Origin of the sequence: Chitinophaga cymbidii (assembly GCF_007992715.1) — a bacterium.
GTDB classification, from domain to species: Bacteria; Bacteroidota; Bacteroidia; order Chitinophagales; family Chitinophagaceae; genus Chitinophaga; species Chitinophaga cymbidii.
Map to the genome: position 1 here is coordinate 2,485,281 of NZ_BKAU01000001.1, position 16,569 is coordinate 2,501,849.

Genomic DNA, 16,569 nt, shown 5'->3' on the forward strand with positions numbered 1-16,569 from the left:
ATCATCATAACAAAAGATGAAAACAGCACCCGTACAAACCGAACGTTTCATTCAACTGGTGAACAGCCGGTGGAAGTTCTCGTTGTACCTGCTCTGGAAGCTGCCCAGCGCCTGGATCTGCGGAGTGCGCGTAGCGGAAATGGATGCGCTGCATTGCACTACGCGCGTACCTTACCGCTGGCTTTCGCAAAACCCTTTCCGCTCCACTTACTTCGCCTGCCTGGCGATGGCCGCGGAAATGAGCTCGGGTCTGCTGTCGATCGCTTATGCAGGTTCCCGTATATCCATGCTCGTTACCGGCATGGAAGCCGTCTTTGTAAAAAAAGCCAAAGCAGCCACTTATTTTACCTGCGATGCGGGCAACCGGATCAAGGAAGCCGTTCATACGGCCGCCACCACCGGCGAGCCGGTGACCATTACGGTGGAAGTAACCGGCAGATCTCCGGATGGAACAGAGATAGCCAGGTTCAGGATCACCTGGAGTTATAAAGGAAAAAACTGAATATTATGAAGATTGCATTTCATGGGGCAGCGAGGACCGTTACAGGGTCCAAGCATCTGATCACTTTAAAGAACGGGAAAAAGATCCTGCTGGATTGCGGGATGTTCCAGGGCATGGGCAAGGAAACCTTGTCGCTGAACAAGGAATTTGGTTTTGACGCCACGGAGATAGACATCATGATACTCTCCCATGCGCATATCGATCACTCTGGCCTGGTGCCCCGCCTCACAAAGCTGGGCTACCGCGGCAAGATCTATTGCACGCCCGCTTCCCGCGACCTGACGGAAATATTGCTGCTGGATTCCGCGGAGATACAGGAAGATGATGTGAAGTTCGTGAACAAGCGGAACGCCCGCGAAGGCAAACCTTATGTAGAGCCATTGTACAAGGTGGAAGACGCCAAGCGCGCCATCGACCAGTTTCATCCCGTGCCGTATAACAAATGGTACAAGATCGATGAAGATGTGGAAGTGCTGTTCACCGATGCCGGCCACATCATCGGCAGCGCCAGCGTGCACCTGCGCATCCGCGAAAACGGAAAAACGCAGCAAATTACTTTCAGCGGCGACATCGGGCGGTACGGCGATCCCATTCTCAAATCACCGGAAGAATTTCCACAGTCCGATTATATCATCATGGAATCCACGTACGGCAGCTCGCTGCATGCGGACATCGCGCCCTCCGATGAAGCGCTGCTGAAATTTATCCATGAAACCTGTGTAAAGAAAAAGGGCAAGCTGATCATTCCCGCGTTCAGCGTAGGCCGTACCCAGGAGTTACTATATGCGCTGAACCGCGCGCAGCTGGAAGGCAAGCTGCCCGCGGTGGACCTCTTTGTAGACAGCCCGCTGTCTATGGAAGCTACACAGGTAACGCGCATGCATCCGGAATGCTTTAACCGCAAGGTGGCGAAGATGCTGGAAGTGGACGATGATCCGTTCAGCTTCCCCGGCCTGCGGTACATTAAAACAGTAGACGAATCCAAAATGCTGAACTTCCGCAAGGAGCCCTGCGTGATCATCTCCGCATCCGGCATGGCGGAAGCGGGGCGCGTGAAGCACCACATCGCCAACAACATCGATGAATGGAAAAACACCATCCTGATCGTCGGGTACTGCGAGCCGCAATCCCTCGGCGGCCGGCTGATGCGAGGCGCCAAAGAAGTATCTATTTACGGAGACAGGTTTGAAGTGAAGGCCGAAGTAGGCGTGATCCGCTCCATGAGCGCGCATGGCGATTATGAGGATATGAGCCAGTGGCTCGCCTGCCAGGACCCGAAGCAGGTGAAAAAGCTGTTCCTCGTGCACGGGGAATATGAAGTGCAAACGGTGTTCCGTGACTGGCTGCTGAAAAAAGGCTTTGCCGACATCGAGATCCCTGACCGGCACCAGGAGATCGGCCTCGGTTAATCCTCTTCCAGCGGAAACCAGAGGTTGACGCGCGTTCCGCGTGCGTTCCCCGCTTCGTCATACAGATCTTCCACGTCAAACGACGCATCCATATTGAACCGGCTGTTGTATAACTGCAGCCGGTCTTTTGTTATCTGCAATCCCCGTGAAATATGACCGGGATGGCTTTGCTGGCGGAACGCCGTGGCCGCTTCCCGGCCAATGCCGTTATCTTCTATGATGCAATGTATGCGGTTCTCTTTCCGCACGAACGCTATGGTCAGCAGGCCCCTGCCGTCCTTGTGCAGCAGCCCGTGCCAGATGGCGTTCTCCACGAAAGGCTGTATCACCATGGCGGGTATCTCCACAAAGTCGCTGTTCAGCGAGGGGTCGATGACGATGCGGTAATCAAACTGGTCCGCCAGCCGCAGCTTTTCCAGCTCCATGTAGTTTTCCAGCATGCCCGTTTCCCGCGCGATGGAGATGTTGTTGAGCTGCGAGTTGTCCAGCACGTTGCGGATGAGGCGGGCGAAGCGGCTGAGGTAAGACAGCGCCTGCTCCGTTTCATTCTTCATCATGAACGTCTGGATGGAATTGAGGGAATTGAAAATAAAGTGCGGGTTCATCTGCGCGCGCAGCGCTTTCATTTCAAGCTGCGCCAGCTCCTCGCGGAAGGCGGCGCGGCCTTTTTCTTCTTTTTTCACGAGGTACAGGCGGAAGCGGAAGTAGCCGTATACGAGCGCCATCACGGCAATAACACACAGCGCCCTGAACCACCAGGTCTGCCAGAATGCTGGCCGGATAAGGATGTGAAGGGTAGTGGGATGACGGGAGAATACGCCGGCCATGTTCATGCTTTTCACGTGGAAGGTGTATTCTCCGGGAGGGAGATTGGTGTAACGCGCCGCCAGCATGTTTTCCGTGGGCAGCCAGTCCGCATCCACGCCCACCAGCCGGTAGTAATATCTTGTTTTCACTTCGTGGAACTGCAGCGACTTGAACTCGATGCTGATAAAATTCTGATGGTGTGAAAGTACGAGCGGTTTGCCGGTATCCAATACGGTATCCACGTTGATAGGGTGTTCCAGTACTTTCAGCTCGGTGATCGTCACATCAGGCGGCGGTGGTTTCACCTGCAGGCGGTCGATGGAAAAGGCGGTGACATGGTCGGAGGCGCCCACGAGCATCCAGCCGTCCGGCATCGTAGCGATGTTTCGCCTTACGCGGCGGGAGTTGTCAATGATGTCATCGTTCTGAATGAAAGCGATCAGCCGGCGTTTGGCGCTGTTCAGGCGATAGAAGCCGTAGGGCGTGGTGAGCCAGGCATCCTGTCCGCCCGCGGAATGCATGCTCAGCACCCATTCATCGAACCGGCTGTCGTTGATCTGCTGTGCCTGCCAGGTGTCGCGGAGCAGGTTATAAAAATAGAGGCCGCTGCTGGTGCCGGCGATCAATATACTGTCGTTGCTGCGCAGCAGGGAAGTGACGTTCTCCACAGAATCTTCTTCCGTGTGGAAGATCACCTGCCTGTTCACCAGCCCGCTTTCCTTGTTGAACCGCAGCAGCCCGCCGTTGCTGGCCGCCAGCCATAAAATGGAATCGCCCTGCGGCACAATGCCCATGATGGAAGTGCTGCGGCGGATGTATTGCAGGAGCTGGGGAAAAGTGCGCACGGTGTTGTTCTGCGGGTTCCAGCGTACCAGGCCCCTGTTGTAAAGGCCGATCCATACCGCAGTGTCTGCCTCTGGCAGCATGGTGAGCACGGTCTGCTCGCTGAAGGCGGGCGGCTGGAAATGCGAAAAGCGCCGGGTTTGCGGATCAAAGCGGGAGATATAACCGTTCTCCTGCCCGATCAGTATGCTGCCGTCGCGCTGCTCTGCAAAGCTCCACGCCTGGGCGCGTTCATCGGGGAGTTTCGGGAAGTATTGCTTCAGGTGCAGCCGGGCATCCAGCCAGGCAAAGCCCGCGCCCCAATATCCAATATATACGTCACCGTTAGCCGCGCTGAATACCCCCGTCACTTCCGCCTGCGGCAGCTGCTGTGCGGTGCCGGGGAACCGGGAGCGGTGGTCCAGGCGGTTGAAGGACTGGTTGTGCAGGCTCATGATGTTGATGCCGAGGTCCGTACCGGCCCACATGTGCCCTTCGCGGTCGCTGAGCAGGCAGTTGGTTTCGTAGTTGAAATGCAGGCCCAGCGCATCTTCGTTGTTGCCGGGAATGTGCAGGCTGAAGCTGTCGGTCGCGTGACTGTAGCGGTACAGGCCCTCGTTTTCCATCGCCACCCAGATGCGGCCGAGAATGTCCGCTTCTATATCATATACCTGGTCGTTGTCCGTGTGGCCCCTGTGTACGAAGCGGTAGGAGCGGAGCTGGTTGGTGGAGGCATGCCAGGCATAGAGAATGTTGTCGCCGCGGGTGGCGATCCACAAACGCTGCTGTTTGTCCAGGTACATTTTTTTCGCGCTGGCGGGAATGCGCAGCGCGGTGATGCGTTCGGGATTATGAAAGCGGCTGTAGACCGTTTTGCGGTCTTTACCAAGGATGTACAGGCTGTATCTGCCGCTGACCCACAACCTGCCCGCGGCATCTTCCTGTATGGCGCTGTTCATCTGCAGGCGGATGCTGTCCGGTATGGCCGGTTTTCTGAATACCTGCTGCTTTTCATCGAACTGTATCAGCCCGTATTTGGTAGTGGCCCAGGTGACGCCCTGGCGGTCCTGCATGATGGAGTGTACGTTGATGTTGCCCGTGGCCTGCAGCGCCGCTTCCAACGGCACGTCCCGGATCTTTGTGCTCACGGGGTCGTAGAACCGTACGTGCTCGGGCGTGCCCATCCAGATGCGGCCCTGCTGATCTTCATACAGCGCAATGTCTTCATAATAAATGGAGCCCGGTAAACGGTCGAACTGCGCGATGGTAACGAGCTGCTTGCCGTCATACCGCTGCAATGCCGTGCTGGCGATCCAGATAAATCCTTTCCTGTCCTGCAATATGGCGGACACATGATTGCCGGCGAGGCCGTTCTCAATGGTGAGGTGATGGAAGGTATGAGCGTTATGCTGCTGCGCTGCGGCAGGCAGATATAATATAAGTGCTGCAATGAAACAATAGATCTTCAAGCTCATTCCTGGTGTAACGGAGGCAGTTTTATTTTGCTGCCTTCAATTGATAGGCCGTAACGGTATTCCCGAAGAAGGTCGGCACGTACACGATCCGTTTTTGGGGATCATAGCCGATATCCGCTGTCTGCAGCTTTTGCGCCTGTGTATCCAGCAATTTTGCGGTGGTGCCGGCCATTGCGTTCACGTAAAATATCTCGCCCGGCCAGCACGAAACTACGAATTCGCCGCCTTTTACATGCTCAATGCCGTCAGGAGATTTTGACAGCTTCGCCAGCACCGTCAGTTTTTTATCTTTCCCTACTGCCTGCAACCCGTTATTATCCACCACCAGCAAGCCTTTGGCGCCATAGAACACACCATTGGGGCGGGAGAGGTTGTCTACCAGCACGGTGATAGCGCCGTTGCGGTAAGTATATATTCTTCCTTTTTCGGAGTCGGAGAAGTAGATGGTGCCTTGCGGGTCCGCGGTTACATCGTTGAGGCTGTGGGCGCCTTCCGGTTTTTCCCGTTTGATGATCGCGCCTTTATTGATATCGATGATGATCAGCTCGTCCATATCCGCCACGTACATCGTGTTGCCGTGAACGGCCATGCCCTTCGGAGAGTTGAGGCCGTCCACCCACTTCAGGTCGGTGATCTTTCCATCTGTTGACATCCGGGAAATAAAGCCTTTGCCGTCTTTCGCCCAGGGAGCGCCGTCTATATTGGTGACGAACAGCGTACGCTGTTTCGCGTGGAAGTATACGGATTCGGGCGTGCGGAGCGTAGTGTCAGAGGTCCATATTTTTTCCAGTGCGGCCTCCTGTGCGGAAGTACGCAGGAACGGGCACACGGCGCATGCCAGGAAGAGGATGAATGCTTTCGTTTTCATAACCGGTAAAGATTGATGATTAAATTTAGCAAATGTTGGCTGGTTTTTCCGTTGCAACGCCGAGATATTTTTCCAGCACGCGCTGCAACGCCACGAACTCTACCGGTTTGATCACATATTCATCGGCGCCTTCACGCAGGAAGCCGTTGGCCGTTTCGGTGAAGGCGTCGCCGGAGGCAACGATCACGGGAATGTGCTGTAACAGCGCATCCTGGCGGATATGAAAAAGCGTTTCCCGGCCGTTCATGCGCGGCATATAGGAATCGAGAATAATGAGGTCGGGTGGTTGCCGGCGCGCAGCCGCCAGTCCCTCTACGCCGTTGTTGGCGGTTTGTACTAACAGTCCCAGGCTTTTGAGAAAGTTGCACAGGATCACCTGGCTCATTCTGTCGTCTTCAATGATCAGCACCGTCTTGCTGTCGAACCGCGCCTGTACGCCATTTTCGCCGGGCGCTTTCACCCGCGGGCCGCTCGTGTCTGACAGCGGGAAGAACACGGTGAACGTAGTGCCGGCGCCTTCTTCGCACGCCACGGTGATACTGCCGTTCATCAGCTCCGCAAAATGTTTCGAAATATATAAACCTAATCCCGTGCCTTCAGTGAAAGTGCTTTTCTCCCGTACAAAAGGCTCGAAGATATGCTGCAGCTTTTCTTTTTCTATACCACCGCCCTCGTCTGTGATGCTGATGTGCCACCGGTCGCCTTTTACCGCGCAATGCACCCGTATTACGCTGTTGTGGCGGGTGAAGCGGATCGCGTTCGTGAGCAGGTTGCTGATGATCTGTGAAAGCTTGATCTCGTCCGTATACGCAAACTCGGGCAATGTTTCATCAAAGCTGGTTTCAATGTGCACGGACCGGGTGCCGGCTACGTACTCGTAGATGCCGGCAAAGGCGCGTATGCCGGAGCGTATTTCCATTTCCTTGCGGTGCAGCTCGTCCGTTTGCCCCGCTTCTATCCGGGACAATTCCAGCACGTTGTTGATGATGCCTTTTACGTTGAAGCTGGCTACATACAGGTTGTCGATCAGCGGTTTCATGGAGGCGGGTATTTCTCCATCGTCTTCCTCCATCTTCATCAGCTGCACAATGCCGAAAATGGCGTTGAGCGGATTGCGTATCTCATGGCTGGTTTCCTGCAGGAAGTTGCGGCGGGACAGATTGGCTTTTTCCAGTTTTTCGGTTTGATCTTTCAGCGAATTGAGCAGTTCGGTGTTCTTCCGCTTGCTCAGCACGATCGCCATCGTGTTCATGATCAAGATGAACAGGATGCAGTTCCAGCGGATGACGGAGAGCACCTGGTGGTCCAGCGGCAGGGGTGTGAACAGTTCCGTGTAGTAGGATATTTCGGCGAACAGGAGCGCGCTGCAGCTCACCGCCACGCAGATGATAATGGAAGATCTTTTTTTATACAGCAGGAAAGACGCGCTGATCATGAAGATGATAGCCGATATGATCTCTACTTTCGGACCGAGCAGTATGGCGAAATAGGTGGCCCAGATGACCTGGTACACCAGCATGGCCACAGCTGCCGCTTCGTGTTTTTTCTTTTTGTTGAGCAGGAGAATGAGGAAGAAGCCGAGGCTTTCCAGGATGGCGGGGATGAGAATATGCAGCTCGCCGGTGAGCACGAAGAACAGGGTGCCGGTAGCAATAGCCAGTAAAGCGGTGGCGAGGCTGAGGGAATTGATGATCCTGGTCCGCAGGTCCAGCGCATCATTTGTTCCCGCTGTGCCCGTATCGATGATCCTTGCAATGAGGCGAGGTAATTTCATGCTCAGGGGTGCGTTAACCTTGTAAATTTAACGAATCGCGCCATGCGCTCAAAAACATTAACAGTGCAAACATGTTTGTGATGCTCAGCGGATCAGTGTTGCCGTTCCTGTTTTGAAGAAATCGAATCCCAGGTAGTCCACTGCTTTCACCTGCCATACGTATACGCCGGAAGATTGCAGTACGCCGTTGATGCGGCCGTCCCATCCTACGCCGGTCTGCCGGCTGGCGAACACCAGTTGCCCCCAGCGATTGTACACCATGAAGTATTGCAGCTCCTGCATGCCGGCCGCGATGGGGCGCAGCTGGTCGTTCATGCCGTCGCCGTTAGGCGTCCAGGCGGTGGGCACAAAAACGGTGGGCAGCGTGCTGTAGACTTTCACCTGCAGGAAGGCGGAATCCGTGCAGCCTGCTATGTTCTGCACCAGCACCCTGTACCGGATGCCCCGGCTCGGCGATGCGTAGGTGGCTACGGGGTTGGGGATATTCAGCGCGGACAATCCTGTTGCCGGCGACCAGGTGTATTGCAGGCCGCCGCTGGCGTTCAGCTGCAGCGGCTGCCCGATCACAACGGCGGTATCTCTTCCCGCAAATGCCTGTATCTCCGGCAATACCGTCACCACTACCGTGTCGATAGCGGGTTTGGGGCAGCCCCGGTTGTCGTACGCGGAAAAAATATAGGGGGTTGTTTCCGCGGGGCGTACGACCGGATTTAGATCCGCATCCATATTGTTCCAGGTGTAGGAGTTGCCGTTGGTGGCGGCGTGCAATTGGGCGGGCGTGCCGTAGCAAATGGTGGTGTCGGGCCCTGCGGAGGCCAGCGGATAGGGGACCGTGCGCACCGTCACCTGGTCCGTGGCGGAGCAGTTGCTGATGGTGGCCGTAACGGTGTAGGTAGTGGTGTTGATGGTGGTGGCGACAGGATGCTTAACGGCTGGATCGTTGAGACTGGCGGCGGGCGTCCAGGTATACAGCAGGCCGTCAGACACGGGGCGCAGCGTGATGGGATCGCCCTGGCAAATGGTGGTGTCCGCGCCGGCGGACAGTGTAACGTGATCGACTGTACGAATGGTGACAGAATCCCGGTTCAGGCAGCCGTCCTGGTCCAGGTCAACATAATATTTGATGTCCGCTGTGGGGGATACGGAGGGGTTCGGTGTATTGGCGCCCGTCATGTTCACCACGGGCGACCAGGTGAAAACGCCGGTGCCGGCGGCCTGGAGCTGCAGCTGGTCCGGCGGGCATATCAGCGTATCGCGGAAGGCGAGGCGGATCGGCGGTTTGTCCAGTATATCGATCGTATTGAACAGGGTATCCCTGCAGCCCACGCTGTTGCCGGCGATCAGGCGTACGCGCTTGCTGCCCATCGATGAATAATTATAGGAAGGGTTTTGTTCTTCCGCGTAATCGGTTTGTGTGGAGAGATCGCCGAAATCCCACAGCCAGTAGTTCACGCTGCCGTGCACGGTGGTGGACTGATCGGTGAAAAGCACCGGTTTGTTGATGCAGGTCCCCGCGCTGGTGAACGCCGGTTCAAAGCCGGGGAATACGATGGCTTTGGCAGTGGTGGAATCCGGGCATTGCAGCCCGCGGTTGGTAGCCAGCTTGATGTCGTACACACCGGGTGTTGCGAATGTATGATCGGCGGTGGCGCTGGTGGAATTGTACACAACATTGCCTGCGCTGTTGGTGAATTCCCAGTAATAGGTGGATATCAGCGGGCTGTTGGAGCGGTTGGAAACCACCAGCTGCTGCGAGTTTCCGCAGAGCATGTATTCCGGCAGCAGCGACGCTGCGGCAATAGTACAGCCGGTGATGTTGATCTGCAGGTCTTTCCGTTGCGTGGCAATGGCTACGCCGTTGCGGATCTCCTGTACGCAAACGGTCACCACGTATATGCCCGCGCTGGGCGCGATGCCGGTGATAAGACCGGTAGTGGGGTGAATGCTTACGAGGTTGCCCAGCGGCCTGTCTCCCCCGAAATCATTACCATAAGGCACCCCGTAGTAAGGCGGCGCTGCGGGCGGTGCGCTGTTATTGCCGCCACCAGGGCCGCCGCCGGGATTGTTCTGCACATATCCGATCGTCTGGTAAGCATCACAGAAATAGTAGCGCAGCTCGTCGTTATCGCCATCTTCCGCGGCGAAGCTATAGGAAAAACTGTTCTCCGCGCAGACCGTCACCAGGTCCGTTCCCACGAACCGCGCGCTGTGATTGGCCGCCGGCGTGCCCGGTATCTCGGCTGTATAGGTGGCGCCAATGCGGCCATAGTTGGCCGCGAGATTATTGATCGCATCCACCCTGAACGTTACCTGCGATGTGAGTACGTAGCCGTCCGGCGAAGGCGGCAGCGAAATATCAAATTCCCAGTAACCGACATAGTAACAAACGAACGGCGCGCGGGTGATGCAGGGATCGTTGCTGGTGGTGCTGATCTGTTCTTCCCTGTACAGCGGCACGGAGATATCGCGGATGCGTTCGCCGGTAGCGCGGTTGAATATGCCGATGTAGGTAGGATTATAAAACTGGCGGTTGAGCGTATTGCAGCTCCTGAACTGTTTGAGGGTAACGTGATAATTGTGCGTGCCGCCACTGAACCCGGAGTAAGTGTAATACATCTCCCCGCCGGTGATGTGATCGGCTTTTGCCACCAGGACAAACCCCAGCAATATGAGCAGCAGAAAGTGCTTCATACAGATTATTAATCCTTGGTCTGGTATACGAAAGTGACAGTCGGTTAGTTGCTCCGGGGCACACAGTCAGGTTGATGATCTGATGTAAATGTAATGATCCTTCCCATACGCCGGTAACGCATAAGAAAGAAAATTTACATGCTGTTTATGTTTAATGTAATGATGGTTGCCGTACAGGTAGGTACACATGGAAAGTAGCGCCCTGCCCTTCCGTGGCGTGCGCGAAGATATTTCCCTGGTGGTGCAGTGCGATCTTTTTGCAGAGCGCCAGCCCGATGCCGGTACCGGAATATTCCTGCCGGGAATGCAGCCGCTGGAAGATGTTGAAGATCTGTTCCGCATACTGCTGGTCGAAACCGATGCCGTTATCGGAAAACTCAAGCTGGTAATAGCTGAGCTGCTGGTGCAGACCTTCCAGGCGCGGGATCTGTACGGCATCTACGGGCGTGGCTTTGATGCGGATCTCCGGCCGGGCGCCGTCATTGAATTTCAGGGAATTGCTGAGCAGGTTGGAGAACAGCTGGCTGATCTGTAAAGGGTTCGCGTCGATGGACGGCAATGTGTCGCACCGGATCACCGCATTTTTTTCCTGTATCAGTAATTCAAAATCATTGACCACCTGGGATACCAGTTCGTTCAGGTCCACTTTCCGGAACGTGGTCTCCGGCCTGGTGAGGCGCGAATAATAGAGCATGTCGTCGATCAGTTTGCGCATTCTGCCGGCGGCATTGCCGATCTTGTCCAGGTACTTGTGGGAAGGCTCGCTGATCTCGCCGAGGCTTTTTTCGAGCATGGCGGTGAACATGCGGATTTTTCGCAGTGGTTCCTGCATGTCGTGGCTGGCCACGAAAGCAAATTGCTCGAGTTCTGTATTGGAGCGCTGCAAATTGTGGTTGGCGTTGCGCAGCGCTTCCGTGTAACGCAGCTCCCGCCGCGCTTTCACCTCTGTTGTGAGATCATTGGACACTACAATTACGCCTTCGATTCTGTCGTCCGCATCAAGGAGGGGCTGGTAGAAAAAATTAAAGATGCCGTCCGGCGTTTCAAATTCCGGACCGTAGCAAGGGTTACCCGTTTTGAGTACAGAAGTGAGTAATGGCTCCACGGTTTCCCTCATCGCGGGCAGCGCATCAAACAGCGGTTGATTGACGAGTGCCTCTTCTGTGGTGCACAGCAACCGGATATATTTATCATTCACTGTTTCCACAATATGATCCGCCCCTTTGAGGACGGCAATGCCTGCCGGCGCCTGCCGGATGATGTGGCGGAATTTTTTATCCGCTTCTTCCAGCTGCAGTTTTGCTTTTACTTTTTCGGTTGTTTCCTGGCAGATGACGAGTATGCCGCTCACGGTGCCGTCGTCTTCTTTCAGCGGAGAGTAGCTGAAGGTCCAGTATACGTCTTCCAGCATATTGTTCCGGTAAATGGGAATGAGCTGATCTTCGCTCCAGTTGGAATTTCCGGCCCATACTTCATCAATGATGGGCTTGATCACCGGCCATATTTCCGGCCAGCATTCCTCTCCGCGCTGGCCTACGGCTGTAGGGTGCTTGCCTGAAAATCCCAGGCTCGGGCGGTATGCATCGTTATAGAACTGGATCATTTCCGGGCCCCACCAGATGAACATGGGGAAGCGGGAAGAAAGCACCAGGCCCAGCGCGGTGCGCAGGGTCTGTGGCCACTGATCAGGCGTGCCCAGGGAGGTGGCAGACCAGTCGTATGACCGGATCAAAGCTCCCAGTTCACCTCCGCCTTCAAGAAATTTATGAGCAACAGCGGTGTCTGTATGGCTGAAATTATTTACCAAGGCAATAGTTAGCGTTTATTTTGTCGCAGGGTACAAAAGCCCGTGCAATAATCCTACCAGTTCGGAAAATTTTTCCGGCTTGGAAATGAACTGGTGTGCGCCTAACTGCTTTGCTTCTTCTATTGTTCTGATGTCTGAAGCGGTGGAATAGATGATGATGGGCACATCCCGGAGCCTGTTGGTGGCTTTGGCTTCTTTCAGGAACTGGGCGCCGTTCATGAGGGGCATGTTGAGGTCGAGGAAGATCATGTCCGGCAGGGTATCGGCATTCTTTAATTGCCGCAATGCTTCCACGCCATTCGTGGCAATGGAGCAAACGATGGAACTGTCGATAAAGGCGAGCGCAGAAGTAAACATCTCCTGATCGTCGGTATCGTCGTCAATTAGAAGTATGGAGGGAGTGGGAAGCATTAGACCGTTCTTACTGTTAATATACTGATTTTATGGCAGATTTGCCGGAACGGTTGTAAATTCTATGCGGAAGCGGCGTTCAGTATTTCCAGGTCGCCTTTGTCCAACTTCAGGGAAGCCGCGGCCATCATATCTTTCAGCTGGTCCGGATTGGTGGCGCTGGCAATAGGCGCGGTAATGCCGGGGCGTGTGAGCAGCCAGGCCAGTGCCACGGTAGCCGGTTTGCTGTTATATTGCGCCGCCACATCGTCCAGCGCTTTCAGTATCCTGGCGCCGCGGTCGGTGAAATATTTTTCGAGATATTTTGCGCGGCTGCTGCCCTGGATATCCTGCTTTGTGCGGTACTTACCGGTGAGAAAGCCGCTGGCCAATGCAAAATAGGGGATCACGGCAATTTTGTTGATCAGCGCGAACTGCTCGAATTCCGTTTCATATCTTTCCCGGTCGAACAGGTTGTATTCGGGCTGCAGCGTTTGATATATGGCGAAATCATTGTCTTCACTGGTAATGATCGAATCGGCCAAACGGTCTACCGTGATGTTGGAAGCGCCGATGGCGCGCACTTTGCCGGACTTTACCAGTTCGGTGAATGCTTCCAGCGTTTCTTCAATGGGCGTGTCCAGGTCATCGTAATGCGACTGGTACAGATCGATATGATCGGTTTGTAAATTCCGGAGTGATTCTTCCACCTGCCGGAGTATATAATCCTTCTTCAATCCCTTTTTTTCTTCGCTCAGGGTGCCGCCCACTTTTGTGGCGATCACCACCTGGCCGCGCTTACCGCTGCGCTGCAGCCATTTTCCGATCAGCCGCTCGGAATCGCCGCCGGTGTTGCCGGGTACTCTTACCGTATAAGTATCCGCTGTGTCGATCATGTTAAAACCTGCGTCCGTAAATTCGTCCATCAGGCGGTACGACATGTGCTCATCTGCTGTCCATCCAAAAACATTTCCTCCGAAAATAAGTGGTGCTATGCTGAATCCTGTATTTCCCAGTGGTCTTCTTTCCATGTCTTGCTATTTTGTGGAAAGATAGGTGCTTGATGGCAAACACTCAAATAAAAAAGCGTTAAAAAGATTTTATATTTTTATCGCTTTCTAACAACGCTACATCGTATGATAAGAACATTCTTTTTCCTGCTGGCATGCGCAAGCCTGGCGCTGCCGGCCGCTGCACAGCAGCTATGCCCCGTTATCCCGCTCCCGGACCGCCATGAGCCATCCGGCGGACATTTTTTACTGAACAACGAAACGGCCATCATTGTCACCGATCCTTCGCTGGAAACTTCCGCGCACATGCTGCAACAGCAGTTGCTGAAGTATGCGGACGTTCGCGTTACGATCCAGCCAACGGCAGGCGGCACTTCCATCGTTCTGAAAAGAAACCGGAACAATAACCCCGAAGCCTACACGCTGGGTATGAACAACCGTACCGTTACCATCAGCGCTTCCGGCGATGCGGGCATCTTTTACGGCATCACCTCGCTGATGCAGCTGGCGAGCGCCAGGAGAGAAGCGGCGGGTGTTCCCTGCTGGAACATACAGGATGCGCCGTTATATAAATGGAGAGGTTTTATGCTGGACGAATCCCGGATGTTCTTCGGAAAGGCGGACGTGAAAAAGATACTGGACCAGATGGCGTTCTACAAGCTGAACCGTTTCCACTGGCACCTGACCGATGATCCGGGATGGCGCATCGAGATTAAACAATATCCGCGGCTAACACTTGTAGGCGGCATCGGCAACGTGCATGATTCTACGGCTCCCGCGAAATATTATACGCAGGAAGAGATTGCGGAGATCGTGTCTTACGCTGCGGAGCGCCATATTACCGTGATTCCCGAAATAGATATGCCGGGCCACGCAAGGGGCGCCAACAGGGCCTATCCGCAATTCAGCGGCGGCGGTTCCGCCAGGTATCCTGATTTCACCTTCAATCCCGGCAAGGAAGAAACTTACCAGTACCTCACCAATATTCTCCGGGAAGTGGATGTGCTGTTTCCTTCTCAGATGATCCACATCGGCGGCGATGAAGTGAGCTTCGGCAGCGAAGCGTGGAAAAAAGATGCCGCCGTGCAGCAGCTCATGCGGCAGCAGAAGCTGGGCTCACTGTTGGAAGTGGAGCATTATTTTTTGAAACGCATGGCGGACACTGTCATAAAGCTGAACAACCAGTTGCTTGGATGGGATGAAGTGACGGCTTCCGCGCTGCCCGCGGAGAAAACCATTGTGTTCTGGTGGCGGCAGGAAAAGCCGGAGCAGCTGACCTCCGCCATAGAAAAAGGTTACCGCGTTGTACTGTGCCCGCGTCTTCCTTTTTACCTGGACTTTGTGCAGGACAGCACCAGCCTGAAAGGGCGGCGCTGGAAAGGCGAAGGCTACAATACTGTGCAAAGCGTATATGATTTCTCCCGGCAGCAGCTGCCTGCATCTGTACGGCAGAGCAAACTGATAGAAGGGTTGCAGGCCAATCTCTGGTCTGAAACGATCGTGAGCAGCCAGCGGATGTATTACCTGACCTTCCCGCGCCTGCTTGCATTTGCGGAAGCGGCGTGGACGAAGCCGGAGAAGAAGGATTATGCACAGTTCGAAAAACGGCTGGCGGCTTTCCTGCCGGGGCTTCGCAAGGAGGGTATTTATTATTATAACGTGCAGGACCCAACGAAAACGCCGGAGGTGGTGGAGTAGCGGTTTTTATTTCAACCGCTCAAAATCCTCCACACACAACACCCTGTTACAGGCCGCGCCCGCCATGTGCCCGCCGGCCACTGCCATCGACACCTGGTGATGCCCCGGATGCGAAACGTCGCCGGCGGCAAATACATTAGGCACTGTAGTCTGGTACATGGCATCCACTTTCACGGAGCCGGCTTCCGTCAGCTCGCAGCCCAGTTGCTCCGCCAGCGCTGTGTGAAACCGGAGGCCGGCCACCCGGAGGTATGCGCCTGCTTTCAACAGCGTGCTGCCATCCGCGAACGTGATCTTTATCCCTTCGCCTTCTTCCTCCATCCGGCGGATGTTTTTTTCTATTACCGGCACCGGCAGTTTTTCAGGGATGGTGCTTTTCCCGTTGGTAAGAATGACGATGTCTTTATTCAGATTATGCACCATCGGCACGAGGTGCAGCGCATCTTCACCGTTAGCGATGATGGCAACGGGTTGGTTTCTCATTTCCCAGCCGTGGCAGTAAGGGCAGTGCACCACGCGGTTGCCCCAGAGCTTTTCCACCCCTTCAATGTCCGGCAGTATGTCTTTCACGCCGGTGGCAAGGATGATGCTGCGCGCGGTGATCTGTTTACCGGAGGCGGTTTCCAACCGGAAGTGCACACCGCTTTTGGTGGCCGAGATCACTTTATCCTGTTCGATCTGCACGGAAGGATATTGTTGCAGCTGCCGGCGGCCGATGGCGAGGATTTCAGACGGCGGCGTGCCGTCCTGCGTAAGAAAGTTGTGCGCGTGCGCGGCGGGCCGGTTGCGTGGTTCTGCGGTGTCGAAAACGATGGCTTTGCGGGCGGAGCGGCCGAGCGTCATGGCGGCGGCGAGCCCCGCGGAGGCGCCGCCGATGATAGCGGTATCAAGCATAATAGTTTCTTTTTTGATGTTCCCGAACAGCGGTATAGGCACCAGAAGCATGCCGGTACGGATGAATGTTTTCCTGTTCATCCGCAAATGTAGCCACGAACACGCTGCCGGTCATGGAACAGACCGGGGCGCCTATGGTACGGATCACGGATTTTGCCTAATACTCCACAAATGCGCTGTCGATATAACACCACATCCACCGCTCGCCGCGTTCCGCCGAGATGATCACGGGATGGCCCGTTTCGTGGAAATGCTGCGTCATATGCTTTTTGGGAGAATCGTCGCAGCAAAGCGTGACGCCGCAGGTCTGGCAGGTACGGAGGTGCAGCCAGTGGCCGCCGTGTTTCCTGCATTCCTCGCAGGCGCGTTCTTTGGGCTCCTTCAGGGTGGTGATCGCTTGAATGTGCTGGCAGGACATATAT

At 55.1% G+C, this 16,569-nt stretch carries 12 protein-coding genes; 3 read left to right on the plus strand and 9 right to left on the minus strand.

The annotated features are described in order from the left end of the window. Positions 1–16 precede the first annotated feature (16 nt). Positions 17–502, plus strand: coding sequence for a DUF4442 domain-containing protein (locus CCY01nite_RS10330; RefSeq protein ID WP_146860332.1), 486 nt, complete (start codon positions 17–19; stop codon positions 500–502). Between the two features lie 5 nt (positions 503–507). Then, entirely contained in the window at positions 508–1,911 is a 1,404-nt protein-coding gene (locus CCY01nite_RS10335) for an MBL fold metallo-hydrolase (protein WP_146860334.1), read from the plus strand. Here the strand turns inward: CCY01nite_RS10335 and CCY01nite_RS10340 are convergent. The 7 genes from CCY01nite_RS10340 to CCY01nite_RS10370 all read right to left on the minus strand — a co-directional run bounded on the left by CCY01nite_RS10340 (position 1,908) and on the right by CCY01nite_RS10370 (position 13,576). Beyond that, on the minus strand, positions 1,908–5,015 hold the full coding sequence (locus CCY01nite_RS10340) for a sensor histidine kinase (protein ID WP_146860336.1): 3,108 nt from the start codon (positions 5,013–5,015) through the stop codon (positions 1,908–1,910). The two genes, CCY01nite_RS10335 and CCY01nite_RS10340, sit on opposite strands and share 4 nt — an antisense overlap. 22 nt (positions 5,016–5,037) lie before the next feature. Then, complete coding sequence (locus CCY01nite_RS10345) at positions 5,038–5,883, minus strand: SMP-30/gluconolactonase/LRE family protein (protein ID WP_146860338.1); 846 nt, start codon at positions 5,881–5,883, stop codon at positions 5,038–5,040. Between the two features lie 25 nt (positions 5,884–5,908). After that, complete coding sequence (locus CCY01nite_RS10350; protein ID WP_146860340.1) at positions 5,909–7,657, minus strand: hybrid sensor histidine kinase/response regulator; 1,749 nt, start codon at positions 7,655–7,657, stop codon at positions 5,909–5,911. An 84-nt stretch (positions 7,658–7,741) separates the two neighbouring features. Continuing rightward, entirely contained in the window at positions 7,742–10,348 is a 2,607-nt protein-coding gene (locus CCY01nite_RS10355) for a PKD domain-containing protein (RefSeq protein ID WP_146860342.1), read from the minus strand. 151 nt (positions 10,349–10,499) lie between these two features. Beyond that, positions 10,500–12,080, minus strand: coding sequence for a PAS domain-containing sensor histidine kinase (locus tag CCY01nite_RS10360; RefSeq protein ID WP_186830996.1), 1,581 nt, complete (start codon positions 12,078–12,080; stop codon positions 10,500–10,502). A gap of 90 nt (positions 12,081–12,170) precedes the next feature. Further along, on the minus strand, positions 12,171–12,566 hold the full coding sequence (locus tag CCY01nite_RS10365) for a response regulator (RefSeq protein WP_146860345.1): 396 nt from the start codon (positions 12,564–12,566) through the stop codon (positions 12,171–12,173). Between the two features lie 62 nt (positions 12,567–12,628). Further along, the gene (locus tag CCY01nite_RS10370) at positions 12,629–13,576 is read right to left on the minus strand and encodes an aldo/keto reductase (RefSeq protein ID WP_146860347.1); all 948 of its coding nucleotides are present in this window, start codon (positions 13,574–13,576) and stop codon (positions 12,629–12,631) included. A gap of 105 nt (positions 13,577–13,681) precedes the next feature. On the opposite strand from CCY01nite_RS10370, the gene CCY01nite_RS10375 reads away from it, so the two are divergent. Continuing rightward, positions 13,682–15,253 carry a beta-N-acetylhexosaminidase gene (locus CCY01nite_RS10375; RefSeq protein ID WP_146860349.1) on the plus strand — a complete coding sequence of 524 codons (1,572 nt, stop codon included), beginning with the start codon at positions 13,682–13,684 and terminating at the stop codon, positions 15,251–15,253. A gap of 6 nt (positions 15,254–15,259) precedes the next feature. Here CCY01nite_RS10375 and CCY01nite_RS10380 read toward each other — a convergent pair whose 3' ends face one another. Both CCY01nite_RS10380 and CCY01nite_RS10385 read right to left on the minus strand, forming a co-directional pair. Then, positions 15,260–16,228, minus strand: coding sequence for an NAD(P)/FAD-dependent oxidoreductase (locus CCY01nite_RS10380; protein ID WP_146860356.1), 969 nt, complete (start codon positions 16,226–16,228; stop codon positions 15,260–15,262). Between the two features lie 76 nt (positions 16,229–16,304). Next, positions 16,305–16,565: a UBP-type zinc finger domain-containing protein gene (locus CCY01nite_RS10385; protein WP_146860358.1), complete on the minus strand. Its 261-nt coding sequence runs from the start codon at positions 16,563–16,565 to the stop codon at positions 16,305–16,307. Between the last annotated feature and the right edge of the window lie 4 nt (positions 16,566–16,569).

Bases quoted from the DNA above. Each gene is read 5' to 3' on its own strand.
- CCY01nite_RS10330 (WP_146860332.1), top strand. From the start codon at position 17: ATGAAAACAGCACCCGTACAAACCGAACGTTTCATTCAACTGGTGAAC.
- CCY01nite_RS10335 (WP_146860334.1), top strand. From the start codon at position 508: ATGAAGATTGCATTTCATGGGGCAGCGAGGACCGTTACAGGGTCCAAG.
- CCY01nite_RS10340 (WP_146860336.1), bottom strand. From the start codon at position 5,015: ATGAGCTTGAAGATCTATTGTTTCATTGCAGCACTTATATTATATCTG.
- CCY01nite_RS10345 (WP_146860338.1), bottom strand. From the start codon at position 5,883: ATGAAAACGAAAGCATTCATCCTCTTCCTGGCATGCGCCGTGTGCCCG.
- CCY01nite_RS10350 (WP_146860340.1), bottom strand. From the start codon at position 7,657: ATGAAATTACCTCGCCTCATTGCAAGGATCATCGATACGGGCACAGCG.
- CCY01nite_RS10355 (WP_146860342.1), bottom strand. From the start codon at position 10,348: ATGAAGCACTTTCTGCTGCTCATATTGCTGGGGTTTGTCCTGGTGGCA.
- CCY01nite_RS10365 (WP_146860345.1), bottom strand. From the start codon at position 12,566: ATGCTTCCCACTCCCTCCATACTTCTAATTGACGACGATACCGACGAT.
- CCY01nite_RS10370 (WP_146860347.1), bottom strand. From the start codon at position 13,576: ATGGAAAGAAGACCACTGGGAAATACAGGATTCAGCATAGCACCACTT.
- CCY01nite_RS10375 (WP_146860349.1), top strand. From the start codon at position 13,682: ATGATAAGAACATTCTTTTTCCTGCTGGCATGCGCAAGCCTGGCGCTG.
- CCY01nite_RS10380 (WP_146860356.1), bottom strand. From the start codon at position 16,228: ATGAACAGGAAAACATTCATCCGTACCGGCATGCTTCTGGTGCCTATA.
- CCY01nite_RS10385 (WP_146860358.1), bottom strand. From the start codon at position 16,565: ATGTCCTGCCAGCACATTCAAGCGATCACCACCCTGAAGGAGCCCAAA.